The sequence below is a fragment of the Streptomyces sp. NPDC047974 genome (genome assembly GCF_040653375.1).
In the GTDB taxonomy this organism is placed as follows: Bacteria; Actinomycetota; Actinomycetes; order Streptomycetales; family Streptomycetaceae; genus Streptomyces.
On sequence record NZ_JBEZNU010000001.1, the window covers coordinates 612,771 to 626,732 of the forward strand.

Annotated in this window: 14 protein-coding genes; 8 read left to right on the plus strand and 6 right to left on the minus strand. The window is 74.9% G+C overall.

The window, feature by feature from the left end; genetic code table 11:
- Positions 1 to 61 precede the first annotated feature (61 nt).
- Positions 62 to 877, minus strand: coding sequence for an alpha/beta fold hydrolase (locus tag AB0E19_RS02760; protein ID WP_362172043.1), 816 nt, complete (start codon positions 875 to 877; stop codon positions 62 to 64).
- 280 nt (positions 878 to 1,157) lie between these two features.
- Here AB0E19_RS02760 and katG point away from each other — a divergent pair, with 280 nt between their 5' ends.
- Positions 1,158 to 3,347 (plus strand): catalase/peroxidase HPI, encoded by a 2,190-nt coding sequence (gene katG / locus AB0E19_RS02765; RefSeq protein ID WP_362172046.1) that lies wholly within the window; start codon positions 1,158 to 1,160, stop codon positions 3,345 to 3,347.
- A gap of 122 nt (positions 3,348 to 3,469) precedes the next feature.
- On the opposite strand, the gene AB0E19_RS02770 is transcribed toward katG, so the two are convergent.
- Entirely contained in the window at positions 3,470 to 3,772 is a 303-nt protein-coding gene (locus AB0E19_RS02770; protein ID WP_362172048.1) for a hypothetical protein, read from the minus strand.
- Between the two features lie 156 nt (positions 3,773 to 3,928).
- On the opposite strand from AB0E19_RS02770, the gene AB0E19_RS02775 reads away from it, so the two are divergent.
- From AB0E19_RS02775 to AB0E19_RS02785, 3 genes are all read left to right on the plus strand, one after another.
- On the plus strand, positions 3,929 to 5,140 hold the full coding sequence (locus AB0E19_RS02775; protein ID WP_362172051.1) for an ROK family transcriptional regulator: 1,212 nt from the start codon (positions 3,929 to 3,931) through the stop codon (positions 5,138 to 5,140).
- Between the two features lie 80 nt (positions 5,141 to 5,220).
- A complete protein-coding gene (locus tag AB0E19_RS02780) occupies positions 5,221 to 5,718 on the plus strand; it encodes an SRPBCC family protein (RefSeq protein ID WP_362172054.1) in 498 nt (165 codons plus the stop codon).
- Positions 5,719 to 5,856: 138 nt separating this feature from the next.
- Entirely contained in the window at positions 5,857 to 6,339 is a 483-nt protein-coding gene (locus AB0E19_RS02785; protein ID WP_362172057.1) for a carboxymuconolactone decarboxylase family protein, read from the plus strand.
- On the opposite strand, the gene AB0E19_RS02790 is transcribed toward AB0E19_RS02785, so the two are convergent.
- On the minus strand, positions 6,340 to 6,804 hold the full coding sequence (locus AB0E19_RS02790) for a DUF4383 domain-containing protein (RefSeq protein ID WP_362172060.1): 465 nt from the start codon (positions 6,802 to 6,804) through the stop codon (positions 6,340 to 6,342). It lies immediately after the preceding gene.
- 317 nt (positions 6,805 to 7,121) lie between these two features.
- Here AB0E19_RS02790 and AB0E19_RS02795 point away from each other — a divergent pair, with 317 nt between their 5' ends.
- The 4 genes from AB0E19_RS02795 (at position 7,122) to AB0E19_RS02810 (ending at position 12,362) form a co-directional block, all read left to right on the plus strand.
- Positions 7,122 to 8,567, plus strand: coding sequence for a SulP family inorganic anion transporter (locus AB0E19_RS02795; RefSeq protein ID WP_362172333.1), 1,446 nt, complete (start codon positions 7,122 to 7,124; stop codon positions 8,565 to 8,567).
- A gap of 135 nt (positions 8,568 to 8,702) precedes the next feature.
- Positions 8,703 to 9,455 carry an ABC transporter ATP-binding protein gene (locus AB0E19_RS02800; protein WP_362172063.1) on the plus strand — a complete coding sequence of 251 codons (753 nt, stop codon included), beginning with the start codon at positions 8,703 to 8,705 and terminating at the stop codon, positions 9,453 to 9,455.
- A 5-nt stretch (positions 9,456 to 9,460) separates the two neighbouring features.
- Complete coding sequence (locus tag AB0E19_RS02805; RefSeq protein WP_362172336.1) at positions 9,461 to 10,831, plus strand: FtsX-like permease family protein; 1,371 nt, start codon at positions 9,461 to 9,463, stop codon at positions 10,829 to 10,831.
- Positions 10,832 to 11,153: 322 nt separating this feature from the next.
- The gene (locus tag AB0E19_RS02810) at positions 11,154 to 12,362 is read left to right on the plus strand and encodes a sensor domain-containing protein (RefSeq protein WP_362172066.1); all 1,209 of its coding nucleotides are present in this window, start codon (positions 11,154 to 11,156) and stop codon (positions 12,360 to 12,362) included.
- Between the two features lie 86 nt (positions 12,363 to 12,448).
- Here AB0E19_RS02810 and AB0E19_RS02815 read toward each other — a convergent pair whose 3' ends face one another.
- From AB0E19_RS02815 to AB0E19_RS02825, 3 genes are all read right to left on the minus strand, one after another.
- The gene (locus AB0E19_RS02815; protein ID WP_362172069.1) at positions 12,449 to 13,126 is read right to left on the minus strand and encodes a response regulator transcription factor; all 678 of its coding nucleotides are present in this window, start codon (positions 13,124 to 13,126) and stop codon (positions 12,449 to 12,451) included.
- 7 nt (positions 13,127 to 13,133) lie between these two features.
- The gene (locus AB0E19_RS02820) at positions 13,134 to 13,481 is read right to left on the minus strand and encodes a MazG-like family protein (RefSeq protein WP_362172072.1); all 348 of its coding nucleotides are present in this window, start codon (positions 13,479 to 13,481) and stop codon (positions 13,134 to 13,136) included.
- Between the two features lie 61 nt (positions 13,482 to 13,542).
- Positions 13,543 to 13,950: a VOC family protein gene (locus tag AB0E19_RS02825; protein ID WP_362172075.1), complete on the minus strand. Its 408-nt coding sequence runs from the start codon at positions 13,948 to 13,950 to the stop codon at positions 13,543 to 13,545.
- Positions 13,951 to 13,962 lie beyond the last annotated feature (12 nt).

The window sequence follows — 13,962 nt, forward strand, 5'->3', positions numbered from 1 at the left end:
GGCGCGGCGGTCCACGGGTTTTTCCGCGGGCCCTGGCGGCCCGGGCCCGGGGGCGCACGGCTCAGCGGCGCAGCCCGGCGGCGAAGGCGGCGAGTTCGCGCACGACCCGTTCCGGGTCCTCCCAGTACACGACGTGCCCGGCGCCCTCGTGGACCGCGAGGCGGGAGTCGGGGATCGCGTCGAGGATCAGCTGCTGGTCCGAACGGGTGAGGACCGGGTCCTGGTCGCCCCAGACGACGAGGGTGGGGACGAGGATGCCGGTGAGCGTGGCCGCGAGGTCCGTCTCCAGGAGTCCGCGCAGGGTCTCGCGCCAGACGCGGGCGGGCGCCTTCAGGCTCTCGTCGACGGCGGTCTCCAGGAAGCCGGGCGCCACCCGGCCCACGCCGAGCCCCCGCACGAAGTCGGCGGCGAACGCCCGGTCCACCGGGTCCTCCAGGCTCTGGACGGCCTCCCGGACCGCGGCGACCCCGGGTTTGTCGGCGAGCAGGGCGGGGGTGCCGAGCAGGACGAGTCCGGCGACCCGGTCGGGCCGCCGGCCGGCGACGATCCTCGCCTGGACGCCGCCGCTGGAGCCGCCGACGAGCACGGCCTGTTCGATGCCGAGGTGGTCGAGGAAGGCGACGAGGTCGTCGGCGAAGTCCTCCGGGAGGTAGCCCTCGGCCGGTTTGCCGGCGTCGCCGTGGCCGCGCTGGGTGGGCGCGTAGGCGTGCATGACGGCCGGCATGGCCCGCAGCATCGGCTCGAAGGTCCACCAGGAGTCGGCGTACCCGTGGACGAGGACGAGCGGCGGCCCGCTCCCGGGCCGCCCGGTCTCCGCGTACGGGAGCGTGGGGCGCCCGCCGCCGAGGACGGCGCGGTGCACGGCGACGGTGGCCATCGGCGCCCTCCTGTCTCTCTCGCCCCAGCGTAGGAACGGTTCGCGGGGCCCTCAACACGGGACCGGACACGGTACGCCGGGTATGTGGGCGGGTCCCCCGGGCTCGTGGCGCGGAGCCGCTCTGCCTTTCCCCGGGGAATTCCGGTCCGCCGTCTTCCGGACCGCCGCGCCCTGCGTGTTCGCGTGGCCGGAAGGACGCCGGTGCGCGACCATACGGACGCGCCGTCGTGAGAATCCCGGCCGGCGGCGGAAAGGCACACGCACAGGAAGAAGGCCGTACGTGACCGGCAGCGACAGCGAGAACCCGGCAATTTCCGCCCCCACCCCGAAGGACACCCGCCCCCGCACCAATCGGGACTGGTGGCCGAACCAGCTGGACCTCTCCGTACTCCATCGGAATGATCCGCAGGCCGACCCCCTTGACCAGGGGTTCGACTACGCCAAGGAGTTCGCGGGCCTCGACGTCGAGGAGCTGAGGCGGGACGTCATCGCCCTGATGACGGATTCGCAGGAATGGTGGCCGGCGGACTACGGCCATTACGGTCCGCTTTTCATCCGGATGAGCTGGCACGCGGCCGGCACGTACCGGATCGCCGACGGCCGGGGCGGCGGCGGAAGCGGCGCACAGCGATTCGCCCCGCTGAACAGCTGGCCGGACAACGCCAGCCTGGACAAGGCGCGCCGCCTGCTGTGGCCGGTGAAGCAGAAGTACGGACAGAAGATCTCCTGGGCCGATCTTCTGGTTCTCGCCGGAAACTGCGCGATGGAATCCATGGGATTCAAGACCTTCGGTTTCGGATTCGGCCGCGAGGACATCTGGGAGCCGGAGGAGATCTTCTGGGGCCCCGAGGACACCTGGCTCGGCGACGAGCGCTACAGCGGCGACCGGGACCTGAAGGGCCCGCTCGGCGCCGTCCAGATGGGCCTCATCTACGTCAACCCCGAGGGCCCGAACGGCAACCCCGACCCGCTGGCCGCCGCCCGCGACATCCGCGAGACCTTCGCCCGGATGGCGATGAACGACGAGGAGACGGTCGCGCTCATCGTCGGCGGCCACACCTTCGGCAAGTGCCACGGCGCCGTGAACCCCGAGTACATCGGCCCCGAGCCGGAGGCCGCCCCGGTCGAACAGCAGGGCCTCGGCTGGAAGAACACGTACGGCACCGGATCCGGCTCCGACGCCCTCACCAGCGGTCTGGAGGGCGCCTGGACCAACCACCCGACCACCTGGGACAACGGCTTCCTCGACAACCTCTTCCGGTACGAGTGGGAGCTCACCACCAGCCCCGCCGGCGCCCAGCAGTGGAAGCCCACCGACCCGGCCGCCCAGGGCACCGTCCCGGACGCGCACGACCGGTCGAAGTCGCACGCGCCGATGATGCTGACGACCGACCTCTCGCTGCGCCTGGACCCGGTGTACGGCCCGATCGCCCGCCGCTACCACGAGAACCCGGAACTCCTGGCGGAGGCGTACGCCAAGGCCTGGTACAAGCTCCTCCACCGTGACATGGGCCCGGTCTCCCGCTACCTCGGCCCGTGGGTGCCGGAGCCGCAGCTCTGGCAGGACCCGGTGCCGCCGGTCGACCACGGCCTCGTCTCGGACGAGGACATCGCCGCCCTCAAGGAGCGGATCCTCTCCTCCGGCCTGACCGTGCCCCAGCTGGTCACCACCGCCTGGGCGTCGGCGGCGAGCTTCCGCGGCACCGACAAGCGCGGCGGCGCCAACGGCGCGCGGATCCGGCTCGCGCCGCAGAAGGACTGGGCGGTCAACGACCTGCCCGAGATCACCGAGGCGCTGCGGACCCTGGACACGATCCGGGAGGAGTTCGCCGCCGGGCGGAGCGACGACACCCGGATCTCGCTGGCCGACCTGATCGTGCTCGGCGGCTGCGCGGCCGTCGAGAAGGCCGCGAAGGACGCCGGCCACCCGGTGACCGTGCCGTTCGCGCCCGGCCGCACGGACGCCACGCAGGAGCAGACGGACGTGGAGTCCTTCGCCGTCCTCGAACCGCGTGCCGACGGCTTCCGCAACTACCTGGCCCCCGGCGAGAAGCTCTCCCCGGAGACGCTCCTCCTCGACCGGGCGAGCATGCTGACCCTGACCGCGCCGGAGATGACGGCGCTGCTCGGCGGCATGCGGGCGCTCGACACCGGGCACGGCGGGGCCCGCCACGGCGTCCTCACCGACCGCCCCGGCACCCTGACCAACGACTTCTTCGTCAACATCCTGGACATGGGGACGGAGTGGAAGGTCTCGGAGGGCGACGAGAACGTCTACGAGGGCCGGGACCGGGCCACCGGCGAACCGAAGTGGACGGGCACGGCCGTGGACCTCGTCTTCGGCTCGCACGCCCAGCTGCGGGCCCTGTCCGAGGTGTACGCGTCGCGGGACGCGGGCGCGAAGTTCGTCCGCGACTTCGTCGCCGCCTGGTCGAAGGTGATGAAGCTGGACCGCTTCGACCTGCGCTGACGGGCCTCCCCCGGGCTTCCGTCGCCGCCGTGCGCGGGAACGCGCCGGCGCCCGGACGGTCGCATCGCGGCCGTCCGGGCGCCGGGGTCGTGCACGGGGCCGGGAGGCGGCTCCGGGGGCGGTCAGGTGGAGATCGCGGGAAGCAGACCGGCGACGGGCGCGGCCTGGTCGGTGAGCTGGTGGAGCTGGTGGAGTTCGTTGACCCTGCTCAGGCCGCCGAGCTGCTCGCCGACGCCCGGGTAGGCGGCGCGGGCGTCCTCCGGCATGCCGGTGGTCGCGAGGGAGTCGAGTTCGGCGATCGGGCTGATCGGCGGTCCGAGCGGGCCGGCGGGCGCGGCGGCGGCCTGGGTGGCGGCAGCGCCGCCCAGGCAGGTGAACGCCGCGGCGACGGCGAGGACCGAGGAGATGCGTCGGGATGAGGTCACACCCTCACAACGGAACGTTCCGCCGGGGGACACGCGACCGCCCCGGGCGTCCTCCGAACGGGCCACGCCTGCGCCGGGACGGGGCGCTGTAGGCTGATCGCGCGCACCGGCGGATCATGCTTGCGCACCTGGCCGGACCTGCGTGGCGGAGGGCAAGTGACGGAGCTCGTCCGCGGGACACCGGGACTCGTGCGCGCGGTGAACGACCGCGCCGCCCTCCACCTGCTGCTGCGTCAGGGGCCGCTCACCCGCCCCGAGGTGAGCCGTCTCACCGGCCTCTCCAAGCCCACCGCCTCCCAGGTCCTCGCCCGCCTGGAGGACGCCGGACTCGTGGTCGGCAACGGCCTGCGGACCGGCCTGCCGGGCCGGGTCCCGGAGACGTACCGGGTCAACCCCGCGGCGGCCTACGCGACCGCCGTGGACGTGTCGCCGGAGCGCGTCGCCGTCCGGACCGCCGACATCACCGGCACGGTGCTCGGCGAGAGCGAGGCGCCCGTGCCCGCGCGCCCGGACCGGGAGGCCCTGGTGGAGGCGCTGCGGACGGCCCTCGGCCGGGTCCCGGCGCCGCGGCCCCCGCGGAGCGTCGTGGTCGGCGTGCAGGGCGCAGTGGACCCGACGACCGGCCGCCTCGCCTACGCCAGCGAGGAGGACATGGCGGCCTGGCTCTTCCCCGACGTCGAGCGGACGCTGGGCGAGGCGCTCGGCCTCCCCGTCCGCATCGAGAACGACGTCAACCTCGCCGCCGTCGCCGAACGCGCCCACGCCGCCGCCGACTGCCCGGACTTCGTCCTCCTCTGGGCCGACGAGGGCCTGGGCGCGGCGCTGATGATCGGCGGCCGCCTCCACCGCGGCCACTTCGGCGGCGCCGGCGAGGTCGGCTACCTCCCCCTCCCCGGCGCGCCGACCGCACGCGAGGCCGGTGACCACTACGGCCGCCACGGCTACCAGGAACTGGCGGGCGGCGACGCGGTCCGGGACCTGCTGCGCGCCCACGGGGTGCCGGGCGCCGACTTCGCGGAGTCGGTGACGGAGGCGGTACGCCGGGCGGGCACGTCCGAAGAGGGCGCGGAGGCGGCCCGGGCGGGCCTCGGCGCGGTGGCGGCGCGGCTCGCCGCCGGGCTGGCCTCGATCGTGACCGTCGTCGACCCGGGCCTGGTCGTCCTCGCGGGCCGGCTCTGCACGGCGGGCGGCGAGCCGCTGCGCGCCCTGGTCGAGCGCGAGCTCCGCGTCCTCGCCCATTCCCGGGCCGGGGTCCGCCTGTCGGCCGTCACGGGAAACCCGGTGCTCTCGGGCGCCCTCGCCCTGGCCCTGGCGGAAGCCCGCGAGCAGGCCTTCGGCGGCCCGCCGCCGCTTCCCCGGTCCCTCTAGACCCTCCGCGGCCCGACACCCTCCGCCGTGCGCGGTGGTGGCGGAGAATGGGAGGTACGGGCGGCCCAGGAGGTGGCGACGTGGTGCAGGGGACGATCACGGTCGACGCGCCGGTGCGGCGGGTGTACGACCAGTGGACGCAGTTCGAGGAGTTTCCGCGCTTCATGCACGGCGTCGTGGCGGTCGAGCAGACCGACGCGCGGCACCTGCGCTGGCGCACCGGCATCGCCGGGTTCCGGCGCGCCTTCGAGACCGAGATCGTCGACCAGCTGCCGGACGAACGGATCGCCTGGCGCACGGTCGGCGGCGAGGTCCGCCAGCGCGGCGTCGTGACCTTCACGCCGGTCGACGACCGCCACACCCGCGTGCGCCTGGCGATGGAGGTCGAGCCGGAGGGCACCGCGGAGCGTGCGGCCGTCGCGCTGGGCATCGTGTCGAGCCGGGTCTCCGGCGACCTCCGGCGGTTCAAGGACTTCGTGGAGGACCGCCACGCCGCGACCGGCGCCTGGCGCGGCCGTCTCCGCCCGCAGGAAGCACACCGGACAGAGGCACCCGCGCGCGACGAGGAAGCCACGTAGCGGGACGACCTCGCGTGGGGGAACGACTCCGCGTAGGGGAACGACCCCAAGTAGTTTGATTTTCAACATCCTTTCGGGGGAAGATGGCCACCACACGCGGGACCACCCCCGCGCGGGACCACCCCGAAGGAGCGGACAGTGAGCGACGGCGCCGTTGCGGCCTCGACCCACCAGCGGATCTTCATCGACAAGCAGACCCCGGACGCCTACAAGGCGTTCGCGCGGGCCGCGCAGACCGTGCGGACCGCCGCCGACGACGCCGGGCTCGACCGGATCCTGGTCGAGCTGGTCAACCTCCGCGTGTCCCAGCTCAACGGCTGCGCCTACTGCCTCGACACCCACACCCGCGCCGCCCTCCTCGCCGGCGAGACCCCCCGCAGGCTCGGCCTGCTCGCCGCCTGGCGGGACACCGAGGTCTTCACCGCACGCGAGCGCGCCGCCCTCGCGCTCGCCGAGGCCACCACCCATCCGGCGGAGGCCGACGCGCAGGACAGGGCCTACGCGGAGGCCCGCCTGGTCCTGGACGACGCCGAGCTCTCCGCCGTCGTCTGGGTGGCCATCACCATCAACGCCTTCAACCGCGTCTCCATCCTCAGCAAGCACCCGGTGCGCCCGAACTGATCACCGGCCGGACGGACCCGGCCGCCTGCCGCCGAGCACCAGGCCGAGCAGCACCATCGCCGCGCCGAGGCCCAGGTGCAGCCAGTTGTCGGCGGTGTCGACCGGGACGAAGTTCGCGTCGCCGTCGAGGTCGACGAGCACGCCGTACAGCCACAGCAGGAGGTAGACGAGCCCGCCGCCGACGAGGAAGGCGCGGGCCGTCGCCGCCGTGCGGGACATGACGACGCCCGCGACGCCGAACAGCAGGTGCACGACGTTGTGCAGCACGGAGACCTGGAAGACGCCGAAGAGTTCGGCGCCGGAGTCGTGCCCGGCGAAGGCCGTCTCGTCGACGCCGGTCGTCACGCCGGGCACGAAGCCCAGCAGGGCGACGACGAGGAAGACCAGCCCGACCAGGCCGGCAGCCGACCGTACATGCCGCGCCGACCGCACCGGACGGGACGGGGAGTGCCGGGAAGCCATCATGACGGTTCCTCCCTCACGCGGGACGGTCGGTCGCCCCGCCCCTACCCCGGATGGCGACGGGCACCGCACGGGTCGAACAGACGGGCGAGCGCAGGCGGGTAAAGTCGGTGGGTCGCGGTGGGTCGCCCCACGCCTCGGCCGTCACGCCCCGTCACACCCCGTCGCGGCCGTCGCCACCCCGCGACCGCGCCCGCCCCTCCCCTCGTACGACAGGTCCGTCCTCCTTGCCTACCGCAGCCTCGCCCGACTCGCCCGCCGCTCCCGCCTCGCCCGCCCCTCCCCCCGGCCCCTCCCCGTCCGCGACCCGGCTCCGCGCGCTGAAGCCCGACTGGCTGCGCGACCCCCGGGTCTGGCGTACCGAAGTGCTGGCGGGGCTCGTCGTCGCCCTGGCGCTGATCCCGGAGGCCATCGCCTTCTCGGTGATCGCCGGCGTCGATCCGGCGCTCGGGCTCTTCGCCTCGTTCACGATGGCCGTGACCACGGCGATCGTCGGCGGCCGGCGGGCGATGATCTCCGCCGCCACCGGTGCCGTCGCCCTGGTCATCGCTCCGGTGAACCGCGAGCACGGCGTGCAGTTCCTCATCGCCACCGTCGTCCTCGCCGGCGTCATCCAGATCGTGCTGGGGATCATCGGGGTGGCGAAGCTGATGCGGTACGTCCCGCGTCCGGTGCTCGTCGGCTCGGTGAACTCGCTCGCCGCCCTGGTCTTCCTCGCCCAGCTGCCCGAGACCCGGAACGTGCCGCTGAGCGTGTACGGACTGATCGCGGCCGGGATCGTCCTGCTCGTGCTCTTCCCCAGGGTGACGACGCTGGTGCCGGCGCCGCTCGTCACGATCACCGTCCTGACCCTGGTGACGGTGGCCGCCGGGATCGCCGTGCCGACCGTCGGCGACCGGGGCGCGCTGCCGTCCGCGCTGCCCGTGCCGGGTCTGCCCGACGTGCCGTTCACGCTCGGCACGCTGGCGACGATCGCGCCGTACGCCCTCGCCGTCGCCCTCGTCGGACTCGTCGAGTCGCTGCTCACGGCGAAGCTCGTCGACGACCTCACCGACACCTCGTCGAGCAAGCGGCGGGAGTCGATCGGGCAGGGCGTCGCCAACGTCGTCACCGGCCTGTTCGGCGGGATGGGCGGCTGCGCGGTGATCGGCCAGACGATGATGAACGTGAAGGTGGCGGGCGCCAGGACCCGGCTCTCCACCTTCCTCTCCGGCGTGTTCCTGATGGTCCTCTGCGTGGTCCTCGGGCCGCTCGTCTCGCGGATCCCCATGGCCGCGCTGGTGGCCGTCATGGTCATCGTGTCCGTCGCCGCCTTCGACTGGGAGTCGGTCGCCCCGCGCACCCTGCGGCGCGCCCCCGTCGGGGAGACCGTCGTCATGCTGGTCACGCTGGCGTGCGTCCTGGTCTCCCACAACCTCGCCCTCGGCGTGGTCGTCGGCTCGGTCACCGCGGCCCTCGTCTTCGCCCGGCGGGTGGCCCGGCGCACGGAGGTCACCTCGGTGACCGACCCCGACGGGACGACCGTCGTCCACCGGGTCTCCGGCGAGCTGTTCTTCGCCTCGGCCGAGGCCTTCACCGAGCGCTTCGACCCCGCCGGCGACCCGGACCGGGTGGTGATCGACCTGTCCGCCGCCCGCGTCTCCGACGCCTCCGCCGTGGCGGCGCTGGAGGCCGTCGAGGCGGCCTACGCCCGCCACGGCAGGACCGTCGAGATCTCCGGCCTCGACCCCGCGGGCACCGAGCTCCGCGCCCGCCTGCGCGCCTGACGGATCCGGCCGGGAGCGGTCGTCCACGCGCCGCCCCTGTTACCCGCGTCCGCGCAGGGGGTTCGGAAATCCGAACCCCCTGTCCGGGTACGGGCACCATCGACCACCGGTGACCGCCCCGCCGAGGATGAACGCATGATCGATTCGGCGAAGGACAGCGGGGCGACGGCCGTGGCCCGGGCGGAGGACCTGTACCGCGTGTACGGACGGGGGGACGGCGCCGTACGGGCGCTGAACGGGGTGTCGGTGGCGCTGGCCCCCGGGACCTTCACGGCGGTGATGGGACCGTCGGGATCGGGCAAGACGACCCTCCTGCACTGCCTCGCGGGGATGGACCGGCCCACCCGGGGCTCCGTCCGGTGGGGCGGCACCGAGGTCTCCCGGCTGCCCGAGCACCGCCTCGCGGAGCTGCGGCGCAGCCGGGTCGGATTCGTCTTCCAGGCGTTCAACCTGATGCCGGCGATGACCGTCGCACAGAACGTCGAGCTGCCCGGGCGGCTCGCCGGCGAACGGCCCGAGCGGGACCGGATCCTGGACGCGCTCGCCCGGGTCGGCCTGGCCGGGCGCGAACGGCACCGTCCGGGGCAGCTCTCCGGAGGGCAGCAGCAGCGGGTGGCCGTCGCACGGGCGCTGGTGTCCCGCCCGCGGGTGCTCTTCGCCGACGAGCCGACCGGGGCACTCGACCGGACCACCGGCCACGAGATCCTCGCCCTGCTGCGGGCCGGGGTCGACCGGGAGGGGCAGACCTGCGTGATGGTCACCCACGACCCGGTGGCCGCCGGATACGCGGACCGGGTGCTGCTGCTCGCCGACGGCTTGGTGGTCGACGAGCTGGACCGGCCCTCCGCCGCCCTGGTGGGCGAGCGGCTGAGCCGGCTGGGCGGGTGAGCCCGGTGCTCGTGCTCGCCCTCGGACGGCTGCGCCGCCGCCCCGCCGACTTCGCCGGTCTGGCCGTCGCGCTCTTCCTCGCCCTCGCCACCGTGACGCTGTTCGGCCTGCTGTTCGCCACCGAGGCCATGGCCCCCGCGGGCGTCCCCGCGGCGCCCGCCGGGCCCGGTCTGATAGTGATCGCCGCGGCTTTCGGCGAGATCGCCGTCCTGGTCGCGTTCTTCGTCGTGGTGAACGCGCTGGGTTTCGCCGTCCGCCAGCAGCACCGCGAACTGGCCCTGCTGCGCACGGTCGCGGCCACTCCCCGTCAGGCGCGCCGGCTGGTGCGGACCGAGGTCGTCGCGACCACGCTGCTCGTCACCGTGCCGGGCTGGACCGTCGGCACGGTGGCGGCCCGCCGTCTCCTCGCCGAGCTCCAGCGGCGGGGCATGGCCGCGCCGGGCCTGCTGGTGCCGGAGACCCCGGTGCCGATGGCGGTGGCGCTGGCCGCCACCCTCGTCGTCGGCCTGACCGCCGCGGCCGTCGCCGCCCGCCGGATCTCCCGGATCGCGCCCGCGGCCGCCCTCACCGCGAGTGTGACCGAGCACGGGCGGACCGGGGTGCCGCGCCTGCTCGCCGGGGTGGGCGCCCTGGCGGGCGGCGGATTGCTGCTGCGGCTGGCCGCGACGCGGCCGCCCGCGCAGGCGGACCAGGCGGGGCAGGCGGCGCTGCTCGGCTCACTGGTGCTGCTGGTCGCGGTCGCCCTGCTCGGGCCGCTCGCGGCGCGCGCCCTCGTGGCCGTGGTGGGTGCGCCGGTGCGGGCGCTGGCGCCCGGGACGGGGTGGCTGGCCGACGCCCATCTGCGCGGGTACGCGCGGCGGCTCGCGTCCGCCGTGGTGCCGATCGCGCTGCTCGTGGGCCTCTCGGGCACCATGTCGATCATGACGAGTACCGCGGGGAACGCCCCGGGCACGCCGGCGACCAGCGCCACCTCCGCCACCGACGTGTGGCTGCGCCAGAGCGAGGTGGCGCTCCTCGTGTGCTTCGCGGCCGTCTCGACGGTCAACACCCTGGTCGCCGTGACCTCCGCCCGGCGCCGCGAGTTCGCCCTGCTGCGGCTGATCGGCGCGACCCGGGCGCAGCTGCTGCGCATGCTGACCGCCGAGGCGGCGCTGAGCGCCCTGGTGGGCATCCTGCTGGGGGCCTCGGTGGCGGCCGCCGCCTCCTGCGCGTTCAGCACGGCGGTGACCGGCTCCGCGGTGCCGACCCTCCCCGTCGGCACCTGCGGGTGGATCGTCGCGGGCGCCACCGCGCTGACCGTCCCGGTCATCCTGGCCACGGGCCTCCGAGCGGTAAGCGGCCCGGCGACGGAACGGGCGGGCGACAGCGGTGACTGAGCACTGCCACGATCCGGCCGCCGGGAAGTCCGGGGGCACCGGCGGAGACGCGGGTACGAGCGCGGGCTGCGGCGGAGACGGTGCGCCGGGCGGGAGCAGCAGCGGAGACCCGGACGCGGGCACGGGCGGCGACGGAGGGAGCACGGTGGCCGGGCGCATGGGCGGAGACCTGGAAGCGGGTGGAGGTGCGGGCACGGGCGGCGACGGAGGCGGCGCGGCGGCCGGGGGGCCCTCCGGTGCGGGGCCCCTCGGGGGGCCGGGGCCGGCCGTGGGCGGTGCGTCGCCGGGGTCGGCGGCGGGCCGGTGGCGAGGCTGGTTCGCCGTGCGGGGCGGGGAGTGGCTGTTCGCCGTCGGCGGGCTGCCGCTCGCGCTGCTCTGCGGTGGCTACGCGATCGCCGCCCTGTACGCGGGGGTGCTGCTGTCGCTCACGGTCCTCGGCCTGCCGTTCGTGGCCGTGGCTCTGCTGGGCGCGCGACGGCTCGGCGCGCTGCACCGATGGCTGGTCGGGCGGGCGCTCGGCGCGCGGGTCGAGGCGCCGGCCGTGCCGCCCGCGGAGGCGGGCGCGGTCGCCCGGTGCCGTGCCGTGCTGACCGACCCGGTCGGCTGGCGGACGCTGCTGTACCTGCTGCTGCGGCTGCCGCTGGGCGTCCTGGGGTTCGCCGCGGCGGTGGCGCTGCCGCTCGGCTGCGGCTGGCTGATCGGCTTCCCGCTCTGGAGCCGGCTCCTGGAGCCGGGCGCCCGGCCCGCCGACTGGGCGGACGCCCTCTCCGTACCCCTGGGACTGGTGCTGCTCGCCGCGGTGCCGGGCGCGGTCAGGGTGCTCTCCGGGGCGAACCGGCGGCTCGCCGCACTGCTGCTCGGCCCCGCGCCCGCGCAGCAGCGGGTCCGGAGGCTGGAGACCGCCCGCGCCGTCCTGCTCGCGGAGAACACCGACCGGCTGCACCGGCTGGAGCGGGACCTGCACGACGGGACGCAGGCCCGGCTGGTCGCCCTGGCCATCACCCTCTCGCTGGCCGACGACGCGCTCGCCCCCGCCTCCGGTCCCGGCCCGGGCCCGGATCTGGACCGTACGCGGGCCCTGGTGGGGCGGGCGCGAGGCCAGACCGACGACACCATCGCCGAGCTGCGGCGGATCGCCCGGGGACTGCGCCCGGTGGCCCTGGACGGCGGCCTCGCCCAAGCGCTTCCGGGCCTCACCGCCACCTCGCCGGTGCCGGTCGAGGTCAGTCTGGAGCTGTGCGAGCGCCTGGACCCGGTCATCGAACGGGCCGTCTACTTCTGCGCCGCCGAGCTGCTCACCAACGTCGCCCGGCACAGCGGCGCCCGCGCGGCCGAGGTGACGGCGAGCGCCTCCGGCGGCCGCGTCCGCCTGACCGTGCGCGACGACGGTCACGGCGGCGCGGCTCCCGGCACCGGCACCGGTCTGACCGGGCTGACCGAGCGGCTGACGGCGGTGGACGGCTCGTTGACGGTCGACAGCCCGCCCGGCGGTCCCACCACGGTCACCGCCGAACTGCCCACGCGCCCCTGAGCCCAGCCCCACACCAGCGCCGGACGGATCCCCACCGACAAGGGCTACCGCTTCTTCGTGGACCGGCTGGCGGGCGGAGGAGGGACTCAGCTCCCGACTTCCGCCAGATAGGCCAGGACGGCCTTCACCCGCCGGTTGTCGGTGTCCGTCGCCTCCAGGCCGAACTTCACGAAGACGGCGGCGACGTGCTTCTCCACCGCCCGCTCCGAGACCGTCAGCGTCGCGGCGATGGCGCGATTGGAGCGGCCCTCGGCCATCAGTTCGAGCACTTCGCGTTCGCGCGGCGTCAGCGTGTCGACGGGGCGACGCCGCCCGCCCCGCAAGAGCCCGGCGACCACCTCCGGGTCGAGCGCGGTGCCCCCGTCGGCAACCCGGTGGAGCGCCTCCACGAACGCGTCGGTGCGGGCGACGCGTTCCTTCAGCAGGTACCCGACGCCCGCCGCCCCGTCCGCGAGGAGCCGGGATGCCCAGGCCGTCTCGACGTGCTGGGAGAAGACGAGGATGCCGACCTCGGGGATCCGCGCCCGCAGTTCGACGGCGGCGCGGATGCCCTCGTCGGTGTGGCCGGGCGGCATCCGGACGTCCACCACCGCGACGTCGGGCCGGTGTTCGACGACCGCGTCGATCAGTCCGGGCGCGGTACCGGTGGTGGCCACCACCGCGCATCCGCGCGCGCCGAGCAATTCGACCATTCCGTCGCGCAGCACGACGGAGTCCTCGGCCAGGACCACCCGGAGCCTTCTGCGGAGCTGTCTGTCGGTCATCCCTCCATTATCGGGGCCCGGTTCGGTCCTCCCCGGGTGCGGGCAGCGACCGCGCCGCCACCCGGTCCAGGTGGCGGGCGAAGACCCCGGACGCGTCCGGGGTCAGGGTGCGCAGCGCGACCATCGCGGTGATGACGACGTCGCAGAGCTCCGCCTCGACGTCCTCCCAGGTGTGGCTGTTCCCCTTCCGGGGGTTCTGCCCGGTGGCCCCGATCACCGCCTGCGCCGTCTCCCCGACCTCCTCGGAGAGCTTGAGGACGCGCAGCAGGATCTCCTGGCCCGGGGGCAGGGTCTGGTGGGCCGTGAGCCAGTCGTGGAGGCGGGTGACGGTCGTCCAGGTGTCTTCGTCGCTCATGCCCCGCAGCCTGCCAGGTCTCCCCGGCCGTGCCGCGCGCCCGCTCGGGCGCCGGCGGGGGTCAGGAGACGGGCCGGTCCCCGTCCGCCGGGAGGTCCTGGGGGTACCAGCGGAGCTCGACGGTGTTGCCGTCCGGGTCCTTCACGTAGACGGACTGGGCGGAGCCGCGGGCGCCCCAGCGCGGGACGGGTCCCTCGACGACGTCGAGGGTGCCGGAGGCGACGACCTCCTGCCAGTCGAGCGGGTCGACGACGAGACAGATGTGGTCCACGTTCGACTCGCCCCGGGGCCGGGAGAACAGGTCGATGACGGCGCCCTCGTCGATCCGCACGGACGGGAACGGCACCTTGCCCGCCCGCCACTCCTCGACCCGCTCCGGCGCGAGGCCGAGAGTGCCGGTGTAGAAGGCGAGGGCCCGCTCGACGTCGGTGACGTTGAGGACGAGGTGGTCGAAGGCTTTCACGCGCATGCGGTGTCTCCC